This is a genomic window from Mycobacterium riyadhense (assembly GCF_963853645.1).
GTDB classification, from domain to species: domain Bacteria; phylum Actinomycetota; class Actinomycetes; order Mycobacteriales; family Mycobacteriaceae; genus Mycobacterium; species Mycobacterium riyadhense.
This window is the reverse complement of sequence record NZ_OY970456.1, coordinates 547,721-568,840: the sequence shown is the minus strand read 5'-3', so window position 1 is coordinate 568,840 and position 21,120 is coordinate 547,721. Positions and strand designations below refer to the sequence as shown.

At 65.5% G+C, this 21,120-nt stretch carries 16 protein-coding genes and 1 pseudogene; 5 read left to right on the top strand and 12 right to left on the bottom strand.

Features of this window, described 5'->3' with window-relative positions:
* Nucleotides 1-87 precede the first annotated feature (87 nt).
* Complete coding sequence (locus AADZ78_RS02475) at nucleotides 88-2,694, top strand: flavin-containing monooxygenase (RefSeq protein ID WP_085248511.1); 2,607 nt, start codon at nucleotides 88-90, stop codon at nucleotides 2,692-2,694.
* A 1-nt stretch (nucleotide 2,695) separates the two neighbouring features.
* Here AADZ78_RS02475 and AADZ78_RS02470 read toward each other — a convergent pair whose 3' ends face one another.
* Both AADZ78_RS02470 and AADZ78_RS02465 read right to left on the bottom strand, forming a co-directional pair.
* The gene (locus tag AADZ78_RS02470; RefSeq protein ID WP_085248470.1) at nucleotides 2,696-3,718 is read right to left on the bottom strand and encodes a PE family protein; all 1,023 of its coding nucleotides are present in this window, start codon (nucleotides 3,716-3,718) and stop codon (nucleotides 2,696-2,698) included.
* Nucleotides 3,719-3,905: 187 nt separating this feature from the next.
* Complete coding sequence (locus AADZ78_RS02465; RefSeq protein ID WP_139828471.1) at nucleotides 3,906-5,882, bottom strand: DUF7159 family protein; 1,977 nt, start codon at nucleotides 5,880-5,882, stop codon at nucleotides 3,906-3,908.
* 183 nt (nucleotides 5,883-6,065) lie between these two features.
* Between AADZ78_RS02465 and AADZ78_RS02460 the strand changes: the two genes are divergently transcribed.
* Nucleotides 6,066-7,400, top strand: a complete 1,335-nt coding sequence (locus tag AADZ78_RS02460; protein WP_085248474.1) for an adenylate/guanylate cyclase domain-containing protein — start codon at nucleotides 6,066-6,068, stop codon at nucleotides 7,398-7,400.
* 27 nt (nucleotides 7,401-7,427) lie between these two features.
* Nucleotides 7,428-7,631, top strand: a complete 204-nt coding sequence (locus AADZ78_RS02455; protein WP_085248476.1) for a hypothetical protein — start codon at nucleotides 7,428-7,430, stop codon at nucleotides 7,629-7,631.
* Here AADZ78_RS02455 and AADZ78_RS02450 read toward each other — a convergent pair.
* The 3 genes and pseudogenes from AADZ78_RS02450 to AADZ78_RS02440 all read right to left on the bottom strand — a co-directional run.
* Nucleotides 7,631-8,008, bottom strand: a pseudogene (locus tag AADZ78_RS02450) (phosphoesterase); the annotation flags it as partial. The gene AADZ78_RS02455 and the pseudogene AADZ78_RS02450 sit on opposite strands and share 1 nt — an antisense overlap.
* 25 nt (nucleotides 8,009-8,033) lie before the next feature.
* Complete coding sequence (locus AADZ78_RS02445) at nucleotides 8,034-8,270, bottom strand: PASTA domain-containing protein (protein WP_169726200.1); 237 nt, start codon at nucleotides 8,268-8,270, stop codon at nucleotides 8,034-8,036.
* A 93-nt stretch (nucleotides 8,271-8,363) separates the two neighbouring features.
* Nucleotides 8,364-8,879, bottom strand: a complete 516-nt coding sequence (locus tag AADZ78_RS02440) for a MarR family winged helix-turn-helix transcriptional regulator (RefSeq protein WP_085248480.1) — start codon at nucleotides 8,877-8,879, stop codon at nucleotides 8,364-8,366.
* Nucleotides 8,880-9,026: 147 nt separating this feature from the next.
* Between AADZ78_RS02440 and AADZ78_RS02435 the strand changes: the two genes are divergently transcribed.
* The gene (locus AADZ78_RS02435; protein ID WP_085248513.1) at nucleotides 9,027-10,535 is read left to right on the top strand and encodes a glycosyltransferase family 39 protein; all 1,509 of its coding nucleotides are present in this window, start codon (nucleotides 9,027-9,029) and stop codon (nucleotides 10,533-10,535) included.
* A 3-nt stretch (nucleotides 10,536-10,538) separates the two neighbouring features.
* On the opposite strand, the gene AADZ78_RS02430 is transcribed toward AADZ78_RS02435, so the two are convergent.
* The 3 genes from AADZ78_RS02430 to AADZ78_RS02420 form a co-directional block, all read right to left on the bottom strand.
* On the bottom strand, nucleotides 10,539-11,366 hold the full coding sequence (locus AADZ78_RS02430) for a glycoside hydrolase family 16 protein (protein ID WP_085248482.1): 828 nt from the start codon (nucleotides 11,364-11,366) through the stop codon (nucleotides 10,539-10,541).
* Nucleotides 11,367-11,595: 229 nt separating this feature from the next.
* On the bottom strand, nucleotides 11,596-12,483 hold the full coding sequence (locus tag AADZ78_RS02425; RefSeq protein WP_085248484.1) for a glycoside hydrolase family 16 protein: 888 nt from the start codon (nucleotides 12,481-12,483) through the stop codon (nucleotides 11,596-11,598).
* A 6-nt stretch (nucleotides 12,484-12,489) separates the two neighbouring features.
* Entirely contained in the window at nucleotides 12,490-13,512 is a 1,023-nt protein-coding gene (locus tag AADZ78_RS02420; protein WP_085248485.1) for an NADP-dependent oxidoreductase, read from the bottom strand.
* 47 nt (nucleotides 13,513-13,559) lie between these two features.
* Here AADZ78_RS02420 and AADZ78_RS02415 point away from each other — a divergent pair, with 47 nt between their 5' ends.
* Nucleotides 13,560-14,285, top strand: a complete 726-nt coding sequence (locus tag AADZ78_RS02415; protein ID WP_085248486.1) for a DUF3060 domain-containing protein — start codon at nucleotides 13,560-13,562, stop codon at nucleotides 14,283-14,285.
* 112 nt (nucleotides 14,286-14,397) lie between these two features.
* Here the strand turns inward: AADZ78_RS02415 and AADZ78_RS02410 are convergent, their stop codons facing one another.
* The 4 genes from AADZ78_RS02410 to AADZ78_RS02395 all read right to left on the bottom strand — a co-directional run bounded on the left by AADZ78_RS02410 (nucleotide 14,398) and on the right by AADZ78_RS02395 (nucleotide 20,989).
* Nucleotides 14,398-17,493 (bottom strand): ATP-binding protein, encoded by a 3,096-nt coding sequence (locus AADZ78_RS02410; protein ID WP_264033548.1) that lies wholly within the window; start codon nucleotides 17,491-17,493, stop codon nucleotides 14,398-14,400.
* 91 nt (nucleotides 17,494-17,584) lie between these two features.
* Nucleotides 17,585-17,983 carry a hypothetical protein gene (locus tag AADZ78_RS02405; protein WP_085248490.1) on the bottom strand — a complete coding sequence of 133 codons (399 nt, stop codon included), beginning with the start codon at nucleotides 17,981-17,983 and terminating at the stop codon, nucleotides 17,585-17,587.
* 68 nt (nucleotides 17,984-18,051) lie between these two features.
* Nucleotides 18,052-19,458, bottom strand: a complete 1,407-nt coding sequence (locus tag AADZ78_RS02400; protein ID WP_085248492.1) for a DUF7159 family protein — start codon at nucleotides 19,456-19,458, stop codon at nucleotides 18,052-18,054.
* Nucleotides 19,459-19,690: 232 nt separating this feature from the next.
* Entirely contained in the window at nucleotides 19,691-20,989 is a 1,299-nt protein-coding gene (locus AADZ78_RS02395; RefSeq protein WP_204080106.1) for an integrase catalytic domain-containing protein, read from the bottom strand.
* Nucleotides 20,990-21,120: the final 131 nt, after the last annotated feature.

Genomic DNA, 21,120 nt, shown 5'->3' with positions numbered 1-21,120 from the left:
CGGGGTCATATCGTGCCGCACGAACGGCTGCAGTCCTCGCGGTCGTTTGACCTACACCCGGCGTCCCGCACCAGCCATGATGGACAGATGGCTGACGCAACCCGCCTCGATGTGGACGTTGTGGTCGTGGGCGCCGGCTTCGCGGGTCTGTACGCCGTATACCGTCTTCGCCTCGCGGATCATTCGATGCGCATATTCGAGGCGGGCGACGACATCGGCGGCACCTGGTACTGGAACCGCTACCCCGGCGCACGCGTCGACATCCCCAGCGTCGACTACATGTTCAGCTTCGACCCGGATTGGTCGCGGGACTGGCAGTGGTCGGAGAAGTACGCCACCCAGCCCGAGATCCTCCGGTACCTGAACCACGTCGCCGACAAGCACGACCTTCGTCGCGACATCCAGTTCGACACCCGGGTCACGCATGCGCATTGGGACGACGGATCGTCTGGGTACCGCGTGCGCACCGATCGCGGCGACGAAATCGCCTGCCGCTACCTCGTGATGGCGACGGGCTGTCTCTCGATACCCAAGCACCTCGACATCGCTGGCATCGAAAACTTCACCGGCGACGTGTATTTCACCAGCCGCTGGCCCCACGAACCCGTCGACTTCACCGGTAAACGCGTCGGTGTGGTCGGCACTGGGTCGTCGGGGATCCAATCGATCCCACTCATCGCCGCGCAGGCAGCCCGGTTGGTGGTTTTCCAACGCACGCCGTGCTTTTCGATCCCGGCCCACAACGGGCCGATCTCGCCGGAAAAGCTCGCCCAACTCGCCGACGAGAGGGCCTACCGTGAGGCGGCCAGATACTCCTTCGGCGGGGTGCCACTGGAACGCTCGATCACCCCGGCGTTCTCGGTGTCTGCCGACGAACGTCAGCAGCGATACGAACGCGCCTGGCAGCGTGGCGAACTCCTGGAGGTGCTCAACCTTTACGCCGACGTGATGAGTAATCCGTTGGCCAACAAGGACTTTGCCGATTTTGTCCGCGGCAAGATTCGCGGTGTCGTGGACGATCCACAGATAGCGGAAGCGCTTTGCCCCACAAGCTATCCGATCGGCGCAAAACGGCTGTGCCTAGACACCGATTACTACGCCACCTTCAATCTGCCCCAGGTACGGCTGGTGAACCTGCAGAACCAGCCTTTGGTAGGCGTTACCGAGACCGGAATCGACACGGCCGGAGAATCTTTCGAGCTCGACGCGATCGTGTTCGCCACCGGCTTCGACGCAATCACGGGTGCGGTTGCGGCGGTTGACATCGTCGGCCGCGATGGACTTGCGCTGAAGGACAAGTGGTCACACGGTCCGTCCACCTACCTCGGCCTGACCACCGAGGGTTTTCCCAATCTGTTTCTCATCGCGGGTCCCAACAGCCCCTCGGTGCTGTCGAACATGACGGTGTCGATCGAGCAGCACGTCGACTTCGTCGCCGGCGCCCTGACGTATCTGCGCACGCACGGCTTCGACCAGATCGAACCCACCGAGCTTGCCGAGGCCGGCTGGATGCAGCACGTGGACGACGCCGCATCGATAACACTTTTCCCACAAGCGAACTCGTGGTACGTCGGCGCCAACATACCGGATAAACCCCGCGTATTCATGGCCTACACCGCCGGGGTCGACTTCTACCGGGCGGCGTGTGAAGAGGTGGTGGCCCGCGACTACTTGGGGTTCAGGTTGTCCGGTCCTAAAGGTTCACAATGCGAAGACGGCGTGGTGCGCCGCCTGCAACCCGACGTCCAGATGGTCCTCGAGCAGATCGCAGCGCTGAATCTGCCTCCGCTGGAATCGATGGCACCCGATCAAGCGCGTGCCTTCATGAACGAGCTCAACCTCGCGCGACCGCCGGGCCCGGACGTCGGCGAAATCGTCGACGGAACCCTGCCCGGCGCGGCGGGAATCCTGGCCTACCGCCTCTATCGACCGGCGAGCCAGGGTCCGCACCCTCTCGTCGTCTACTTCCACGGCGGCGGTTGGGTTCTGGGCGACCACATCTCGAATGATCCGTTGTGCCGCGACTTCTGCGTCCGCAGCGACACGCTGATTGTGTCGGTGAACTACCGGCACGCCCCCGAGCACCGGTTCCCCGCCGCGGTCGACGACGGCTGGGCGGCAGTGCAGTGGATCGCCGAGCACGCCGACGAACTCGGTGGCATCCCCGGACAGCTGGTGGTATGCGGGTGGAGCGCCGGCGCCGGCATCGCCGCCGTCATCTGCCAAATCGCCAGGGACACAGCCGGGCCGAGGATCGTCGGCCAGGCGCTGCTCACTCCTGTGACTGATTCCGATCACACGCGCGGCTCCTACATTGAGAACGCCGACGGCTTCGGTCTTACCGCCCCGCTGATGCGATGGTTCTTCGACCACTATGCCGATCCCGACGTGCGGGGCGACCCGAGGATCGCGCCGCTGCGCGCACCGGACCTGTCGGGCCTGCCACCGGCGATCGTCGTCACTGCAGACTTCGACCCGCTGCGCGACGAGGGCGTCGCATACGCCGAAGCGCTTGCCGCAGCGGAGGTTCCGACCGAGCACGTGCGGGCCCGCGGCCACACGCACCTGTCGGTGACGATGGTCGACGTGGTCGTCTCCGGGGCGCCCATCCGGGCCCGGATGGCCGGGGCGCTGCGCGGCTTCTTTGCTGCTGGCGCCGCCCATCCCGCGCCGGCTCAGACAGCGAGCGGCTAGGTTACCCGGGCGGCAAAGTTGCCACGTATTGCTCGAGCCGTTCGAGGTCGCGCGAAGCATTCAAAACCGGGTCTAGGTACTCGCTCGGGACCGGTTGCGGACCGTTGTTTTGACCCTCCGGCGGAAGCGGCATCGTAGTGCCGCCGGTGCCCTGCGTTCCGTCGGCGCCGCCCGTGCCGTGCTCACCTGTGTTCCCGACGGCGCCCTTATCGCCATCAATCGAACCAGCGCCGCCCGAGCCCCCTGGGCCACCGGCTCCGCCAGCCCCGCCGGTGCCGCCGGTCGCGCCCGCGCTACCGGAATCGCCTGGATTCACGCCCGCGCTACCGTTGGCACCGGCGCCGCCGGTACCGCCGATCCCACCAGCCCCGCCGGCGCCGATTAGGCCCGCGTTCCCACCCGCGCCGCCATCTCCGCCGGCACCACCGGCAACTGCGGTTGCTCCACCGGCTCCGCCGGCGCCGCCGTTGCCGTAGAGCCAGCCACCGCTGCCGCCCATGCCGCCCGCGGCGCCCGATCCGCCTGCGCCGCCAGTCCCCCCGTTGCCGAATAGCCCCGCCGCCCCACCGGCACCGCCGGCCTGACCAGCCGCACCCGCGGCGCCGTTTCCGCCGTTGCCGGACAACCACCCACCGGCCCCGCCGGAGCCGCCCGGGGTAGTGGCATCGGCACCGTTGCCGACCAGCACGCGTCCCGTCAACGCGCGGCTGCCGGCGTTGACGGCGTTGAGCACGGTCTGCTCGGCGTTGGCCACTTCGGTTCCCAGATAGCTATCCGCAGCTGCGCTTAACACCGCCACGAACTGGTCTTGCCGCGCGGCGACCAGGGAGCTGAGCACCTCATAGTCCTGGGCGTAGCCGCCGAAAAGCGTAGCGATGGCCGCCGATACCTCGTCAGCCGCGGTGACCTGTATGCCGACAGTCGGAATTGCCGCGGCAGCATTTGCCGCGCTGATCGACGAGCTGATTCTCGCCAAGTCCGATGCTGCTGCCGTCACCGCTTGTGGCACCACACTGACAAACATGTGCCGCCCCATAACCGGTGACCGCTCCTGCCACCTGCTGATAAGGACATGGCCACCTGTCGATAAGGGCAAGTGTCTCGAGCCGGACCTGAATAAAGGTGGATATCTATGAAATGCGCTGGTCCGCACCGAATTGTGGCCATCCTGGCACGGACGATTACTGCAGTCCCGCCAACGTATTACCGGGCTACTTGTGCCCGCCGCCGCCGGAGCTGTGACCGCCGGAGCTGCCGCCACTGGAACTGTGTCCGCCACCGAGGGAGCCACTCCCGCCACTGGAACTGTGTCCGCCACCGAGGGAGCCACCCCCACCGCCACCGAGGGAGCCGCCTCCTCCACCACCGACGGAGCCAGCCGCGCCTCCGGCAGGGCTGCCTCCGGCGACGACTGGGCCGCCTCCGCTGCCACCGACGGAAGCGCCGCCTCCGCCGAAAGTGGGTGACTGCTCTTGCACCGGCGGCGTGAATGAGTGCGGCAGTTGCGGGACGACCGACGGCAGGTCCGGAACCGGCGAGCTAACCGCCGGCGGACCCTCCGGGGCCGGCTGACCAATAACCGGGGGGACCTCCAGAGCCGGCAGGCCTGGACCAGTTGGAGCCTCTACAGCCGGAACGTTAACCGGCGCTTGAGGTTCCGGGACGTACACCGGTGGCGGTGCCACCGGAACATGCGAAGGTGGGCGTGACACCGGCACCGTGGTAGGCGGCTGCGACACCGGCACCGTGGTAGGCGGCTGCGACACCGGCACCGTCGTCGGCGGCTGCGACACCGGCACCGTCGTCGGCGGCTGCGACACCGGAACCGTCGTCGGAGGCTGCGACACCGGCATCGAGGACGGCAGTGGCAACGCCGGCAGGGGCACTGGGAGTGGTGGCACCACAACGTTTGGTACAGGAGCAGAAGACTCGCGCGGTGGAGCAATTGGCAGCGGCAGGAGTATCGGATAGTTGGGAGTTGGAATGCTGAGCCGTACGCCGGGCTCCGGCCTCGGCGCGGGCGGAGCGAGAAGAACCGGCACCGTCCCGGGTGCATCCGCCGGCACCGGAGACACCACCGGTGGACCGGGAGCGAAAGCATTCAATGCAGGCAACTTTGCCACTGGGACCTGCTGGTCAATCAACCTCGGTTGCGGAGTGGACGCCAGGGCCGGCGCCGGCAGAAGCTGCTGCAGGCTGCCGATCATATTTTGGCCAGGCACCGGTTGCACTGCGACGGTCGTTTGACGGATACCGAGAGCCAGCGAAACCTCCAGCGCCACAACCCCGGTGATAAGGGCCACCGCGGCCACACTGCCCAACAGCAAGACCGGTCTGCGCTGGCGCAGGCTCTCGTTCAGATCGGCTTCTTCAGCCGCGCCCATCACCGCGGTGCGGGCGTCGGCGTCCTCATCCGGCGCAGCGCTGTAGGCGAAGTCCCCCTCGCCTCGCACTGCATCGGCAGCAACGGTGTGAACATCGGTGTCCGAATCATGCTCGTAGACAAGGGTATCGGTGGACGAAGCCAATAGTGATGCATGGGCAGACGCCAGTGCCGCACCCCGGGCCAGCGCAGTCTCCGGGTGCGCCGGCGCACTCACCGCAAGCGATGTCGCAGTCTCCAATTGTGGCTTCATGGAGGCGATATCAACTCCGGCGCCGATGACGAACAGGCCGTCCGGGCGCGCTTCGAGTTCCTCCGCCTCCGCAACCAACGCGGTCAGCTCCGTCATGGCGTCGACGCTGTGCAGCGGTTCTCTATGGATGCCGGCGATGGCTCCGTCGGCCGCCTCGACGACAGCCAAGGTCGCGCTCTCGGGCTCGACGAAAAGCATCGCGATGCGCTCATAACCGATCGCGCGCCCGACCGCCTGGGCCAGTGCCGCAGCGGCGAGGAACGCCGAGATCAGCGTCACGTTGTCGACCTTGCGAGCGGCCAACGCGTCGCACAGCGCGGCAGCCTCGAGCTGGTCCGTCGAGATCACCCCTATTGAGGTGACCTGGTGACCGGCCTCGTCCGCGCCCTCCCGGCTACCCAGGATGGCGGCGAGCACCTGATCGGTTACTGGGGCGGAGGCCGCAACCTCGATCTCGTCTTCTTCGACGGTGACGCCGTCGGCGTTTTCCCCCTCAACCAGCACCATGCGGATCGCCGCTGGTGTCATCGACAGCCCGACTACGATGTCCACCGCTACTCCATTGTTCTTGCTATCTGGCCGCGGTCCGGCGGAAAGCGTCGCACCGCCCACACGAAAACTAGTTCCGCAAGCCTGTATTGGCTTAGGTCGCAGCTAGGTAGTACCTATGACTTCCGGGAGTGCGATGCGCTAAATCTGCCGACCCGCTGACCGCGGTGATGCCACGATGTTGACGTGACTGATGGGCGGGTGCGCTACGCGCGCAATGGCGACATACACCTGGCGTATCGAGTGTTCGGCGAGTCGGGTCCGGTGGTCGTGTGGGTGCCCGGCTGGGTGGTGGGCAACGTGGACACCTACGACGACCCAGCGAGTCCATACGGACCTCTGATCGAACAGTTTGCACGAGAAACACGGTTTGTCGTTTATGACAAGCGAGGCGCGGGACTCTCCGACCCGGTATCGCAGGCGCCTTCGTTGACCGAGCGGGTCGATGATCTGCGGGCGGTATGCGATGCGGCCAAGGCGGACCGCCCGATCCTTCTTGGCACCGGTGAAGGGGGATCGGTCAGCGTTCTGTTCGCGGCGAACAATCCTGACCGAGTGGACAAGTTGGTACTGTACGCAACCGCCGCACGGTTCTCGCAACAACTGCCGGAATTCCCGTGGGGCTTTGCGACCGCAGAAATTGCCGCGCAGCTCGACGACATCGACGATCACTGGGGCGACGGGGCGCTCGTGGAGCTCTTCCACGGTCCCACCGCGGATTTACCGGGCGTGCGAGAGCTTTTCGGCAAGCTGCAACGGTCGATCGCAAGCCCACACCTAGCGCGGCTGTGGTGGCAGGCCCTCATGGAGATCGATGTCCGCGACATAGTTCCCCAAGTTCACGCGCCCACCTTTGTCTTCGCGCGGCCAGGGGATCAGTTTGTGCCGTTCGAAGCCACTGCCGCCCTGGCGGCTGGTATTCCCAACGCCCGGTTCCAGGCGCTGCCGGCGGGACCGCACAGCTCGTTCGACATCGTGAGCGAGTCCGTATCGATCGTTCTGGATCTGGTTTTCGAGAGGATCGGACCGCCGACAGACGAGCGCGTTCTCAAGACGGTCATGTTCACCGATATCGTGAGCTCGACGGAACAACTCTGCAGCGCCGGCGATGCGCGCTGGCGCCGCCAACTCGACATCCACGACAACGTCGTCGACCACGTGCTTGCGCAATATGGGGGAATCCGCGCGAAGCACACGGGCGATGGTGTTTTCGCCCTCTTCGAGGGCCCCACAAGGGCAATCCGCTGCGCGCTGGCGTTGATGCCCTCGCTCGCGTTGCGCGGAATTCGCATACGTGCGGGCATCCACACCGGTGAATGCGAGCGTCGTGGCGACGAGTGGAGCGGGATGGCGGTGCATACCGGCGCTCGGATCGGCGCATTGGCGGGCGCCGGTGAGGTGCTGGCCAGCCGCACGGTACGCGACCTCGCCGCAGGGTCGGGTCTGACGTTCGAAAGCCTTGGCCCACACCGACTTAAGGGCCTGCCCGAAGAAATCGACGTCTACCGGGTCACTGGGTAAGCTTCTTCCGGTCGAGGTGGCAACGCAATGAAGCTCAACTCCCAGAACCTGCAAGCCCTCAAGATTCCCGTCCCGCGCTACGCTCCGCTACACGACCCGACAGCATTTCTGGAGAATCGTTCGGTCTTCGGCGATCTCGTCGACCGGCCGCGCTTCGCCGAGCCGTACCTGTGGGCGCTGGACTCGCTGCACCGCGTCGGCGCACGTGCGACGCTGAAGGCATTGCTCTAGGCGGCCGCGCTCGCAGAGTGTCCGGACGGCAGCGAGTTGGACGTGGGAAGCCGCCGGGCACGTCGTATCAGGGGCACCGAGTCATACAGCGGACGCGGGCGTTGACTGATGCGCTTGGCCACCTGATTGGTGAACAGGCTGGTGACTCCAAGCGTCACGACGCCGCGTATTGCGCCGCGCTGCGCCGAGTTCTTTCCCGACGCGATCAGCGCCGCGGCGATGGCAAACCACAGCTTGGAATGGTCGGCCGCTCGGCTCAACGGCGGCATCAGGGTGTCCAGCAGCGGCGTGGGAGTCTCGGCGACCGCCTCGAGGAGTTCCCGATCGAGGGCCCCCAGGCCCCGGGTGATCGCGCGTTGCCAGGGCCGCCAGCTCACCCGGTCAGCCCAAACCGGCGCTCGCCTAGTCCTTGTACACCTTGACCACTACGGGGTCATTCGCGGCGACCACAGTTCCCGGCGGTGGATCAATGCTCACTGCTATCCAGCACGACTCCAACATGACTACGGCATACGCGGGATTTGTCGAGCACATCCGTACGTCGGTGAGACCAAGCTTTTCCAGAATCCTCCGAGCTTTGTCGCCGTCATGTCCTCGTACATCGGGGATCGTGATCTGCCCGGGGCTCTGCGAAGTCACAGGGGCAATCCAACCGCTTTCTACTATTAGTTGTTGGCAGCAATGTTTGCGTCGGCGCAATTATAGGACACCGTGCGATCTGCAGTGGGGTATTCAGCTCCCACCAGGCCAAATCGTCGCCACGATGTCGTCGGGCACGGGTTCACCGGCGGCATCGGCAAACCGGTCGAGGGCCGTCGCGACCAGTTCGCGATCCGACGGATCCATGCTCCGCAGCAACTGGGCAATCGCAGTGCGGCGATGTCGGGTCGCCTTGTTGATCAGCCCTCGTCCCGCGTCGGTGAGGCTTAACACGATGTTGCGTCGATCGTGCGGCGATGCTTGGCGGTCGAGCATTCCCGCCCTGATGAGACGTTCGCAAATGCGGCTGGCGTTTGACGGGTTGACGCCCAGACCGGCCGCCACCGCCGCAAGATTGAGCGGACCTCGGGTGTACACCATCACCAGCACCCGCAACTGCGGGACAGTCACACTGTCGTCGACCTGGGCGATGGAGGCCGCAGCAATGCCCACCATCGCACGGGATGCCCGCAGGACGGCATCGATCTGTTCGGCCGAAGGCCCATCACCGGTCACTTCGTGGTCAAAAGACGCGCAGTACGGCTGCATGCCGTCAGCGTAATCGAGCCGCGAGAAGACCCAGGTGCGCTTCTGGCAACATAACGGTGTGTTCAGCGAGGCAACGTGCTTGGCGACTCGGTGAACGCCTCGTACAACGGTGAGACACGGCGTCACCGTGGCGCGCTTCGCGGCGACCTGTCGGCATCGCCGCCAACTGGGCTGGACCCGTTGATCGCCTTCGTGTTTGCGGCCGCGGTGAGTCTGGGCGGCGCCGCCCGGCCGTCCTTCTGGTACGACGAGGCCGCGACCATTTCGGCCTCATACAGCCGTTCGCTGGGGCAGTTATGGCAGATGTTGGGCAACGTCGACGCCGTTCATGGCCTGTACTACTTGCTCATGCATGGCTGGTTCCAGCTCGTCCCGCCCACGGAGTTCTGGTCCCGCGCGCCAAGCGGTTTGGCCGTGGGAGGGGCCGCGGCCGGCGTTGTGGTGCTGGGCAAGCAATTCTCGTCTCGCACCATCGCAGTGACGTCCGGGGTTGTCTGCGCGATCTTGCCGCGGTCGACGTGGGCGGGCATCGAGGCTCGCCCGTACGCCGTTTCGATGATGGCCGCCGTGTGGCTGACGATACTGCTGGTTTACGCCGCTCGCCGAGACAACGCACGGGTCTGGTTGTGTTATGGTGTTGCCCAAGCGATTTCGATTGTTCTCGACATCTATCTCGCGCTGTTGCTGTTGGCGCACGCCGCGTTTGTCTGTTGCTTCCGGCGTAGTCGAACGGTCTTGATACGGTTCGCCATTGCCTCGGTTGCGGCGGGTTGCGCCGTGACGCCGTTTGTGGTCGCGGTGGTCGGTCAAGCGCATCAGATCAGCTGGATCGCGCCGATCGGCCACCGAACGATCGAGGATGTGACGGTTCAGCAATACTTCGAAAGATGCCCCTTGTTCGCGGCTTTGTCAGCAGTGGTCATCGTGACCGCTATTGTTTTGTGGCGCTATACATCCACAAAACTGGCTGAGACGGATCGGCAACTGCTGGCATTGGCGGCCGCCTGGCTTGTGATCCCGACCGCCTTGATCGTCGTTTGGTCGGCGTTGGTGCACTCGATCTACACGCCACGCTATTTGTGTTTCACTGCACCGGCGATGGCGCTGGTCCTGGGCGTCTGCATTGGCGCATTGGCGGTCAAACCGTGGGTAGCGGTGGCGATCGTTGCGCTTTTCGCCGTCGTCGCGGCACCGAATTATGTTTGGGCGCAACGCAATCCGTATGCCAAATACGGGATGGACTATAGCCAAGTGGCCGATCTGATCACGGCCGAGGCCGCACCGGGCGATTGCTTGCTGGTAAATGACACAGTGACTTTCATGCCCGCACCGATGCGACCCTTGATGGCGGCGCGCCCCGATGCTTATCGGAAGCTGTTCGACCTCACCCTTTGGCAACGCGCGACCGACCGCAACGACGTCTTCGACACCAACCTGATCCCGGAGGTCGTCGTGCAGCCGTTAAGCCACTGCGGTGTCGTCTGGATCATCACCCAAGCCGACGAGTCGATGCCCACGCACGAGCAGGGCTCGGCGCTCCCGCCAGGCCCTCGCTTCGGAGCAACCCCCGCCTACACGGTTCCGCGCAGCCTAGGCTTCCGGCTTGTCGAGCGTTGGCAGTTCAACCTGGTTCAGGTCATCAAAGCGCAGCGATAACACTCACCAGATACGTATGTAGTCGATGAGCATGGCCGCCGGGAAGGTACCAAGCGCAGGATCGCCGGCGCCAACCCCACCAACCGCAAGGGTAAACATCGGAGTCATCCAATAGCCGGGATTGTTGAATGGCCATCGCATGTCCTCGGGGGGGTTGCCGGCGACGTGGATGGGCTTCGGCGGAACTTTGAAGTACGGAACTCCGTCGCGGGAGAAGGCGAAACCGTCCTCACCCCAATGCATTTGCCAGGTGTGCCACCCGCCGTCCACCAAGCCGGGAATCGATTTTCCTTCCCAGGTTTTGCCGTTGGATGCCGCGTGGACCGTGGTACCCGGGGGCCAGTTGCCGTTGCCGTACCACTCGAAAATGTCGACCTCACCGTCGGGCTCAGGATCCTCGTTGACACCCCAGTACGCGGCCCACAGGCCGGGGAACAAACAGTCCAGCTTTATCCGCGCTTCCCAAGTTTGGTTGATCATGCTCCGAAAGTTGCCGCGCAGTTTGCCGGTGTAGTACTGGCCCATTTCCTGGGTGGCGCAGAGGACCAGATTGGAATTGCCGTCGAGGAACACGTTTCGGCGATCGTCGCGGTATATCCCCTCGACCGGCGGGTACACGTCGTCCTGCCAGGTCTGCACCGACCACTTCGCCGGATCGGGACCCGAGCCCGCCGGGCCATCAAACTCGTCGGAGAAAATGTAGGGACCGCCCGGCCCGGCCGCCGGCGCGGCCGGCGGTGCCGGGTACGCCCGGGCCTCGGGCACGGGGATCGAGGCTGCGGCTGCCAGCATGCCGATTCCCGTGCTCAACAACATGCTGCGACGATCCATCTCAGATACCACCAATCAGTAGGCGCGGGACGTCACGCGATCCCCCGAGCAACTATTCGCAAACGGTGTTATGAAACCACGCGGTCGGGGGGTGCGCATCCCGCGCCACGACGAAACGCCGCGTCTGCGGTCGATCCGGGTAGCGTCGATCCGTTTGCTGCGGGGCACATCCACGGGTGAAACACCGGCGGCCAGCAGTGAACGTCGCGGCACATGCTTTGCCACGCGCTTAAAAGACGCGCACCCAGTCGACGAGCATCTCTTGCGGATACGAGCCCGCCGCGGGATCGCCGCCACCGGAGCCGCCAACCGCGAGATTCAGCACCGGGAACACCGTGTAGTCGGGATCGTTGAAGGGCCATTCGCGGATCGGCTCGTTCAAATCCTCGATGCCGGTCGCTGGAACCGAGAAGTACGGCTCCATGCCGTCGGCGTAGTCGAGCCAGAAGTACATGCCGGTCGTATCCCAGCGCACCCGCCAGTTATGCCAGGCGCCGTCCACGCCGATCGGGCAGGTCTCGAACGCCGTGCCGTCCGGGTTGGCGTGGACGGTGGTTCCCGACGGCCAAGTTCCGTTGCCGTACCACTCGATGAGGTCGATTTCGCCACTGCGGCCGGGATCGTCATTGGACAACCACCAAGCGGGCCACATGCCGGCTCCTAGGCAGTTGAACTTGATTCGGGCTTCCCAGGTGGTCCCCACGCCGCCCCGCCACAGGCCGTGGACCAGGCCGCCGAAGTAACTGTTGCCGTCATGGGTGGCGCGCAGCACGAGATTAGAGTTGCCGTCGAGGAACACGTTCTGCCGGCTGTCGCGGTATTGCCCCCAAAACTGCGGCTGGTCGAACCCGACCGGGTTCCGGATCGGCGTCCGGTGATTGGACACTGCCCACTTCGACGGATCGGGTGCCGAACCAGCGGGGCCGTCGAACTCGTCGTGCCACAGCAGTCCACCGGTCGGCCCCGCGGCCGGCGCGGCAGGCGCGGGGGCCGGACCCGCCGGCGCAGCCGGTCGGGACGGGTTGGCCAGGGCTTTCGGGGCGGGGATTGTGGCCGCCAGGGCGCCGAATCCTGTCATCATGATCATCCGGCGACGGTCCATTTCGGGCATAAGCAGGGGACCCTAGCAGCAGGGTGTGGGTTCGCTGATTTTGACCAGCGTCTTGCCGATGTTGGCCCCGGTGAACAGCCCATTGAGGGCGTCAACACACGACTCGATTCCCTCGAAGATGGTTTGGCGGTGCTTGAGCCGGCCTTCGGCCTCCCAGCGGCGCAGGTTGGCGAAGGCTTCGTCGAAGCGGCCCCACTGGTCGAGTGCGTTGAATCCTTGCATGAGAGCGGTTTTGGCGAGCAGGTTCACGTAGTTGGCCGGTCCCGGGTGCTCGCCGGTCAGGTAGCTAGAGATCACGCCGCACAGCACAACCCGCGCCCTGGGAGCCAACCGGCCGAGCACCGCGTCAAGGATCGGGCCGCCAACGTTGTCGAAGTAGACGTCGACTCGCCGGGGACAGTGCTCTTTGAGCGCCGCCGCCAGGTCGCCCGCCTTGTAGTCGATGCACGCGTCGAACCCGAAGTCTTCGACCACCGCCCGGCACTTCCGGGGCCCACCCGCGATGCCCACGACCCGGGCTCCGGCGATCTTGGCGATCTGCCCCGCCACCGACCCGGTGGCACCCGCTGCCGCCGAGACCACCACCGTCTCGCCGGGCTGCGGCCGGCCGATGTCGGTCATCCCGAAGTACGCGGTGGCACCGGTCGGGCCGTACACCGACATGATCGCCAGTTGGTCGTCCTCGCCCCGGATCGGTGTGCTGAACACGTCGTCGCGGATGATCACGTACTCCTGAAAGCCCGTCAGAGTGGTGACCACGTCGCCGACGGCGTAGGCGTCGCACCGCGAAGCGACGACCTGGCCGATGCCGGCCGCCCGGATGACCTCGCCCAGCTGTACCGGCGGAAGATAGCCCGGCTGGTCGTCGAGCCAGGTCCGGGCGGCGGCATCGATACCCACGTACGTGGTGCGCAGCAGTGCCTCGCCGTCGGCAGGCTCGGGGGCGAGCGAGGTGATCAGCTCGGTGTCCCCAGGCTGGACGAGCCCGGTGGGACGGCGGCGCAACAGGATCTGACGGTTCGGCAACTCGGGCACGACGCCGAGCCTATTCGCCGGGATCTCGGTGTGGGAGCATCTGTGTCATGAACCCCGAGGATGACCCGGAGGCCCGGATCCGCGAGCTGGAGCGCCCGCTGGCCGAGGCGGCACGCGCGTCGGAACTGGGTGCCCAGCCGCCGCTCGGTGACTCGGCATACCAGCCGTACCCGCCACCGCCGCCCGGCCCGGTGCCACCGCCTTTCCAGGCGCCATCGCCACCGCCCTCGTATGGCTACAGCGCCCCCTATCCCGGAGCCACCCCACGGTCGTCCTCGGGTATCCGGATCTTCTGGATCTTGGCCGCGCTCTTCATCATTGGCGTGCTGGCTCTGGTGGGAGGCATTGCCGTCTACGCCTCGCGTCAACTCCACAGCGGTGGCTTCGTCGTCCTGTCTCCTTCTGAAAGCACCGAAAGCCCGGCCCCCGAAAGCACTTCCCCGATCAACACTTCGCCTCGGACCACCCCGCGCAGCCCAAGCCCCGCGACATCACCACCACCACCGCCGGGCGGCAGCCTCATCGTCACTGGTGTCAACGAGAACAAGACGGTCGCCTGTAACGACAGCGTCGTCACCGTCAGCGGAATTTCCAACAAGGTCGTCATCACCGGCCACTGCGCGCGGCTTACCGTGTCCGGCTTGCAGAACACCGTCACCGTCGACGCCGCCGACACCATCGACGCCTCCGGCTTCAACAATCGCATCACGTATCACTCGGGCTCACCGAAGATCACCAAATCCGGCGACGCGAACGTCGTAGAGCAGGGCTAGTGTCACAGGTGCGTCGAGTGTGGGGGATATGCACACTTTGGGGCCGCTTTTCGTCCATATCGCCCACGTTCGGCGAGCTGGACTAGAACAGGGCTGACGACCACCAACGGGCTTAGCCCATCGCTTCGGCCTGCGCCAGATATCCCTCGAATCCGGCATCTTGCGCCTTGGCCCGGAAGCGGTCCCGGAATTGCGCGTAGCCCGCCTCATCGCCATGTGTCCGGGCCAGCAGGGCGCGCAACCGCAGCACCGGAAGCTCGTGCAGGACGAATCCGGGCTCTACCGGCACGGCGGCCAACCGCTCAACCGCATGTGCCGCAGCGGCGATGTCGGCAGTAGAGCCACGCGATAACAGCGCCTCGACCAGCACGGTCGTGGCGGGCCCACGGAAGATCATCTCCCCGGTGTCGAACTGCTCGGCGAGGACTTCCGCGGCGAGCTCGATCGCGCCGTCGAGATCACCGGATCGTGCGCGCTCGCGCGCAAATTCGATATCGCACATGCGGCGCAGCGTCATGGTGAGCTGTTCGTGCACGAACATCTCTTTTGCCTTTATCAGAAATTCCAGGCCTCCAGCTTCAGAGTCGTTGTGGAGCAACGCGATAGCGCGGTTCAACAGCGCGTAGGCAAGCGCGGCGTTGTCTCCGGATTGCTGCGCGACTTCCAACGATTCGGTTGCCAGCGCCACGTCGCGCGCGCTGGGTAACACTGCGCCGTTCTGGATGGCGGCCGTGTACTTGTACAACTGCACGAAGTAGCGGGCGGCGGCGTCAACCGACCGAGCCAGAACAATGCCTGCCCGCAGGTCGGATCGCCAGCCTTGGCGCCCCAGGAACATTCCAGCCGCTCCTTTGACGGTGAGCGCCCATGCCAGAGGAGATCCGATCACAAGGTTGCCCATGGTGGGGTCGCCGTCGGCGAGATCGATGACCCGCTGAGCCAACCGCAAACTCTCGGTCGCTTCACCGGCTTCCCACTTGGCCTGTGCGGCCGCATAGAACAGCCCGACCGTCATCGCCGGATCGCCGATCGACTCGACAAGCGTGGCAAATTCCGATGCCATGTCGGCGGCTTCGCGATGATGTGAGTTGAACGTGAGGGTGGTGAGGTGCCCAGCCATCCCGATGGCGAGTGATTTCTTGTCACCTGCGGCGGTGGTCAGCTCCCGCAACTCCGCAAAGCCGGTGTCGGCAGGCGTGCCACCCATCTGAAAAGCGCTGCCGCACAGCAGAGCTCGCGGGGCGATCCGCATGGCCAGCACATCGGGTTCGTCGGCGGGCAGCCGATCGGCGACTCGCTGCGCCAGCTGCCAACTCTGTCGGGCCGCCCGGATGTCGCGTGCGCCATACCAAGTTGCTGCATCCATGTGCCAGTCGAACGCGTCACGCAGGTCGCCGGCGGCCGCATACTGGGTGGCGACCATGGCGGCTTCCTCACCGGTGAACCCGCCGCGGGTTCGCTGCATCACCGCGGCCACCCGACGGTGCAGTTCTGACCGCCCGGCCTTCAATTGGGATTCGTATGCCACCGCCTGAATCAGCGGATGGCAAAACGCGTAGGTGCCCTGCGGCGCGCGCGTCACGGGCTCTACGAGTTCCGCCGCGATCAACGGCGTCAGATCCATTGCCTCCGGGTCTGATTCCAGCAGCAGCGCCAACAGCTCGGTATCGAACTGCGCACCGATGACGGCCGCGGCGTGCAAGGCGCGCTTGGCCGTAGCCGTGAGTCGGTCGATCCGAGCTCCGATGACTCCTTGCACACTGGCCGGCACATGGATATCGCGCACCTCCCGCACGCACACGTAGGCGCCCGGAGCACCCTCGAGTTCGCCCCGCTCGACCAAGTCACGCACAATCTCCTCGGCACAGAACGGTATGCCCCCCGCTCGTTCGGCGATCACCGTCGAGAGTCCCAGTACTGAAGGATGATCACCCAGCAGCTCTCTAACCAACTCCGTGATATGCGAATCATCAAGGGGTGCGAGCGTAAAGGGACGTGCGGCCGGGATGCCCGCCAGTGGTCCCTGATATTCGGGCCGGTACATGATGAGCAGCGTCGCCCGCATTCTCGGCACGGTTGCCGCGAATTCGGCGAGCATCGACTCGCTGACACTGTCGATCCACTGGGCGTCCTCGATGACATAGACCGCGGGCCGCCGGCGCGCCAGCGCAACGGTGTTGATCAGGTCAACAAGTCGGCGGTGTCGGGCGTCCGGACTGATATCGGGCAACGGCGTCTCGCTGTCGCGAACGCCAAGCAGGTCATCGAGCAGCAGGAGATCCTCCGCACTGGCGTGAGGCATCTCGCTACGGACTCGGGTCTGCGCCTGCTCCGCGGCCAGGCCACCGATGTCGAAAACCGCGCGCAACAGCCGCGAGATGACATGAAAAGCGATTTCGCGAGTGTGGGACTCGCAATAGGTGACAAATACCTCGAAACCACGCCCGCGCGCCGTCGCTAACGATTCACGGGCCAACCGAGTCTTTCCGACCCCTGGCCGACCAGTCACCGTGATGACGGTTCCGTTGCCGCCATAGGCTTGGTCGAGTAATGCGGCGACGGCGACCTTCTCCCGCTGGCGTCCGACCAACCGGGATTCATGACGGGGCTTGCGCACCCTTTTCGTATGCTCGCCATCCGCGGCCAGCAGCCGGCGCGCCGGCACCGGGTTGTCGACGCCCTTAATGTGCACGGTCTCGGGTTCACCCAGCACAACGCGATCCTCGACGAGTCGCGCGGTCGACTCGCTGAGCATGACACCGCCCGGCGGAGCCACCGCTTCCATCCGCTGCGCCATGCCGACCTGCGCACCGACCGCGGTATAGCCCAGGTGTGTAGCTCCGACTTCGCCGGCGATCACCCGGCCGGAATTCAAGCCGACCCGCAGCCGCAGGTCGACCCCGTCGCGGCGGGCCACCTCAACCGCCAACCGCTGAGCAACCTGCTGAATATCCAGAGCCGCAAGGCACGCCCGAAAAGCGTGATCCTCCAACGTGATTGGTGCCCCAAACAAGGCCATGATCCCGTCGCCAGTGAACTTGTCCACGGTACCGCCATACCGCTGCACCACGGCCGCGGACCGATCGACCAGCTCGGTCATCACCTCACGCAGCCGCTCGGCGCCAAGAGCCGCGGCGATGTCCATCGACCGCACCACGTCGGCGAACAGCACCGTCACCTGCTTGTATTCGGCAGGATCAACGACCACGGTCAGCGGCGAACCGCAGGCATCGCAGAACCGCGCACCCGGGCGCGGCTCGGAGCCACACACGTGACAGACGGACGACGTGGCCGCCAATCTATGTCGGCTCGTCCGACGGATCGTCCGACGGATCGTCGAGAACGCTCACCGCGATGCCGTACGGCAGGAAGCGGACTTTCCGCTTCGGGTCGGTGTTGTCCTTGTTCGCCCGTAGCGCGTCGAGTTCGGTTGCATAGACCTGTTCGACGCGGGCGCCGCCGTCGTGGTCCACGGTGTAGATGGCCCACACCCCGTCACCGGCCTCGCCGGCGGTTTCAGGTGCCGGACGCGAACGCCGCGCCAGGTCCTCGAATATCACCGACCAGCCGCTGCGACCGCCAGGACCGGTCACGAACCTGCCGACGCGCTCGAAAGCGTCGCGCAGTCCCTCGGTCCCCTCTCTGATCACCCGATCAAAGTCTTCGGGATCAAACCCGAACGGTCCACTGTCGCCCACGCGACCTCCTCGCAGTTCATACCGTTACTGCACAGTGTGCGCCCTTTTCGGCACGATCCGCTACGGCTCTAGGGCCCCGGTTCCGGCGGGCCGGGCGGCGGCGGGGGCGGGGGCGGGGGCGGCGGGTAAATCGGAATGGGGATGGTGAGGAACGGGACGTGCAGATACATCGTCATGATCGGGGTGGGCTGTACGGGGGGCTCGGGCGGCGGTGCGGGCACCGCGGCCGGCGGCGGTGCAGGCGGTGGCGCCTGTTGCACCGGCGTCCGCACCGGCGGGGGTGCCTGCCGGGTGGGCGCCCGACGGGGCTGGGTGGCGGGCGCCATATTCGTGGCCGTCTGCGGCGGCTGCCGCACCTCGGGCGGCGGCGAGACTGCCGGGGGCGGGGCCGCCACCACGGGCGGCGGTGCTGGCGGTGCGGGCGGGGGCGCCGTTTCAGCTACCGGAGCTGCGGGCGCAGGTGGCAACGAGCTGGGAGCGGGCAACTGCACCTGCGACGGGGCCTCACTGGCCGGGGGGCTGAGCTGCACGGCCGCCGTCTCGCGGACATCAGATGTCAGCGAGACGATCAGCACGCCGGCCGCGATCGCGGAGATTCCCGCCATCGCGCCACCGGACAACACCAAGGGCCTTCGCGGGCGCAGTCCGACTTCGTCGGGTTCGTCGTCTAGGGCGCTGTAGGCCAGCGCTTCCCGCCCCGGATCCGCATTGGCGCAAAGGTCCAGGTAGGTCGGATTGAGCGCGCCGGGATGGACCTCGCCGGTGCCCGGATCCAGCGCGTAGGCCAGCGCTGCCGTCGAAGACGCGAACAGCGGCGCGTTCGCGGACGCCAGCGCCGCCCCGCGTGCCAGAGCCATGTGCGGTTCCTCAGGACCGGTCACCACGAGCGACGTCGCCGCCTCCAGCAGGGACTTGATTCCGACGATGTCGACCCCACAGCCAATGACGAAGACGCCATCCGACCGCGAGCCCGGCGCGTCGAGACCGGCTACCATCGTCGCCAACTCGTGAACCGCTTCGAAGGACTGCCGATGCAGATCGACGATCGACCCGTCCGCCACATCGACAACGGCCAGCGTCGCGCTGCCGGCTTCGACGAACAACATCGCAATGTGGCGGTAGTCGAGCGCAACGCCGATCGTGTGCGCCAGGGCGGCCGCGGCCAGCAGGGGGGACACCAGCATGACGCTGCCGATGTCGCGCGCGGCCAGCTCGGCGCGCAGCGCCGCAACCCCGGCTGGGTCCGTCCACGTCACACCAATGGATGTCAGCTGGTAGCCACTCTCGGCCGCGCCTTCGCGGGTGCCGGTAATCGCGGCGATCACCTGAGCGGCCGCGTCCGAGGTCGCCGCGCAGTCGCCCGTCCCGACTTCGAAGTTGTCTTCTTCGACGATGACGCCGTCCGCGTTCTCGCCCTCGATCAGCAGTAACCGGACCGCCGTGGGCTCCATCGATACCCCAAGCACGATGTCCATAACCCCTCCAAAGGGGCCTTGGCGAACGAGCGCACCGCGCGGGCCGCCGTCGAAGTTCTTGCCAGCTCAAACCCTACTCGCGCACCGTTAGACACGGATCAATTCAGGGCAAGCTCAAATGGGACGGCTATGCGCCGCGGGTTTCCGTGACCGGACAGGCATACCATCACCTCACAGCACAGCCGCCTATTCAGGCTGTAATGCCTCAGATCAAGATGCCCGCGAAAATTAGTCAATGCCTCACATAAGAATGCCCGCGAAACCGAGGGGCGGTTCGGCTGGCCTTGATCCGGACGCCTTTGCGGATGTCGGGCAGGGCGGTGCGGATGCTGGCCAGGTAGAGCTGCTCGGTTTTCTGCTTGGCTAGCAGGACAAGCCGGTTCTGCAGGTCGGCGATCTCACGGCCGATCTCCGCGGGGTTGAGGCTGTCACGGTAGGCGATCAACTCGGCCCGCTGAGCCGGGGAGAGCACCTGGGCGGCCAGCAGCCGGTCCAGCGGCGTTTGCGGGGCGTCGTAGCAGCGTCGGCGGCGCCCGTCGGCAGTGCTGGTGTATCCGATGGGTTTGATGGTCGGAGTCAGGTAGTTGAGCCGGTCATTGACCAGGCGCCATAGGCGGTTGAGCACAGCGCGTTCTTCGGGCGTGTCGTAGCGGTAGTAGAACGCGTACTTGCGGACCAGGTGGTTGTTCTTCGACTCGATAGTGGCCTGGTCGTTCTTCTTGTACGGGCGCGAGCGGGTGAAGTAGATCCCTTTGTCTCCGGCCCAGTTAATCACTGGTTTGTTGAGAAACTCGGTGCCGTTGTCAAAGTCCAAACCTGTTACCGCGTAAGGAATCTCGATGACAGCTTTACGCAGCGCGGCCAGCACATGGGTGTGGGCATTGTTGCGCATCGTGCGGGTGAACACCCACCCGGTGTGCACATCGGTCAGATTCAAGGTGCGGGCGAACTCCCCTTTGAGGGTCGGCCCACAATGGGCGACGGTATCACCCTCGAAGAACCCCGGCTCCGTGTCCACCTCATCCCCAGCTCTGCGGACCTTGATCGAATTCCGCAGCAGCGGTGAGGGTTTCGTTGTCGACACACCCGATATCTGATCCTTGGCCTTCGCGGTCTTCAGATAACGATCGATGCTGGCCGCACTCATCGCCAGCAGTTCCTGGCGCACTTTGGGACTGTAGCGGTCACGCCCGAACACCAACTCGCCGTGCCGTTGCAACCCGTCGAGCTGCAACGCCATCGAGGCGGCCAGGTACTTCCCGCACTGCCCACCCGAAGCGGCCCACACCCTCTGCAGCACCTTCAACGCGTCATAGGAGTACTTCGGGGTCCGCGGCTTACGGGGCCGTGCAGCGACCCCGCGGCCCGTCCCGGCCCGCCGTTTCGCCGCTCCTGTAAGCCGCCGGCGGGCGTTATCGCGTGACCAGTCCGTCACCGACATCACTTGATCCAAAATCAGCCCCTTGTCCTTTTTCGACGCCTTCACATACGCCTTGGCGTACTTCGTGGTGATCTCGCCCCGAGACGCCATCGACAACCCACTTCCCATGCCTGACGAGGGTCACCATTTCGCGGGCATTCTTATCTGAGGCACCGAGGGTGTTTCGCGGGCAGTTTTCGTGAGTCAAGCCGCAGGCTGTAATGCCTCAGATCAAGATGCCC

Bases quoted from the DNA above. Each gene is read 5' to 3' on its own strand.
- AADZ78_RS02475 (WP_085248511.1), top strand. From the start codon at position 88: ATGGCTGACGCAACCCGCCTCGATGTGGACGTTGTGGTCGTGGGCGCC.
- AADZ78_RS02470 (WP_085248470.1), bottom strand. From the start codon at position 3,718: ATGTTTGTCAGTGTGGTGCCACAAGCGGTGACGGCAGCAGCATCGGAC.
- AADZ78_RS02455 (WP_085248476.1), top strand. From the start codon at position 7,428: ATGAAGCTCAACTCCCAGAACCTGCAAGCCCTCAAGATTCCCGTCCCG.
- AADZ78_RS02440 (WP_085248480.1), bottom strand. From the start codon at position 8,879: ATGCAGCCGTACTGCGCGTCTTTTGACCACGAAGTGACCGGTGATGGG.
- AADZ78_RS02430 (WP_085248482.1), bottom strand. From the start codon at position 11,366: ATGGATCGTCGCAGCATGTTGTTGAGCACGGGAATCGGCATGCTGGCA.
- AADZ78_RS02415 (WP_085248486.1), top strand. From the start codon at position 13,560: ATGAACCCCGAGGATGACCCGGAGGCCCGGATCCGCGAGCTGGAGCGC.
- AADZ78_RS02400 (WP_085248492.1), bottom strand. From the start codon at position 19,458: ATGGACATCGTGCTTGGGGTATCGATGGAGCCCACGGCGGTCCGGTTA.
- AADZ78_RS02395 (WP_204080106.1), bottom strand. From the start codon at position 20,989: ATGGCGTCTCGGGGCGAGATCACCACGAAGTACGCCAAGGCGTATGTG.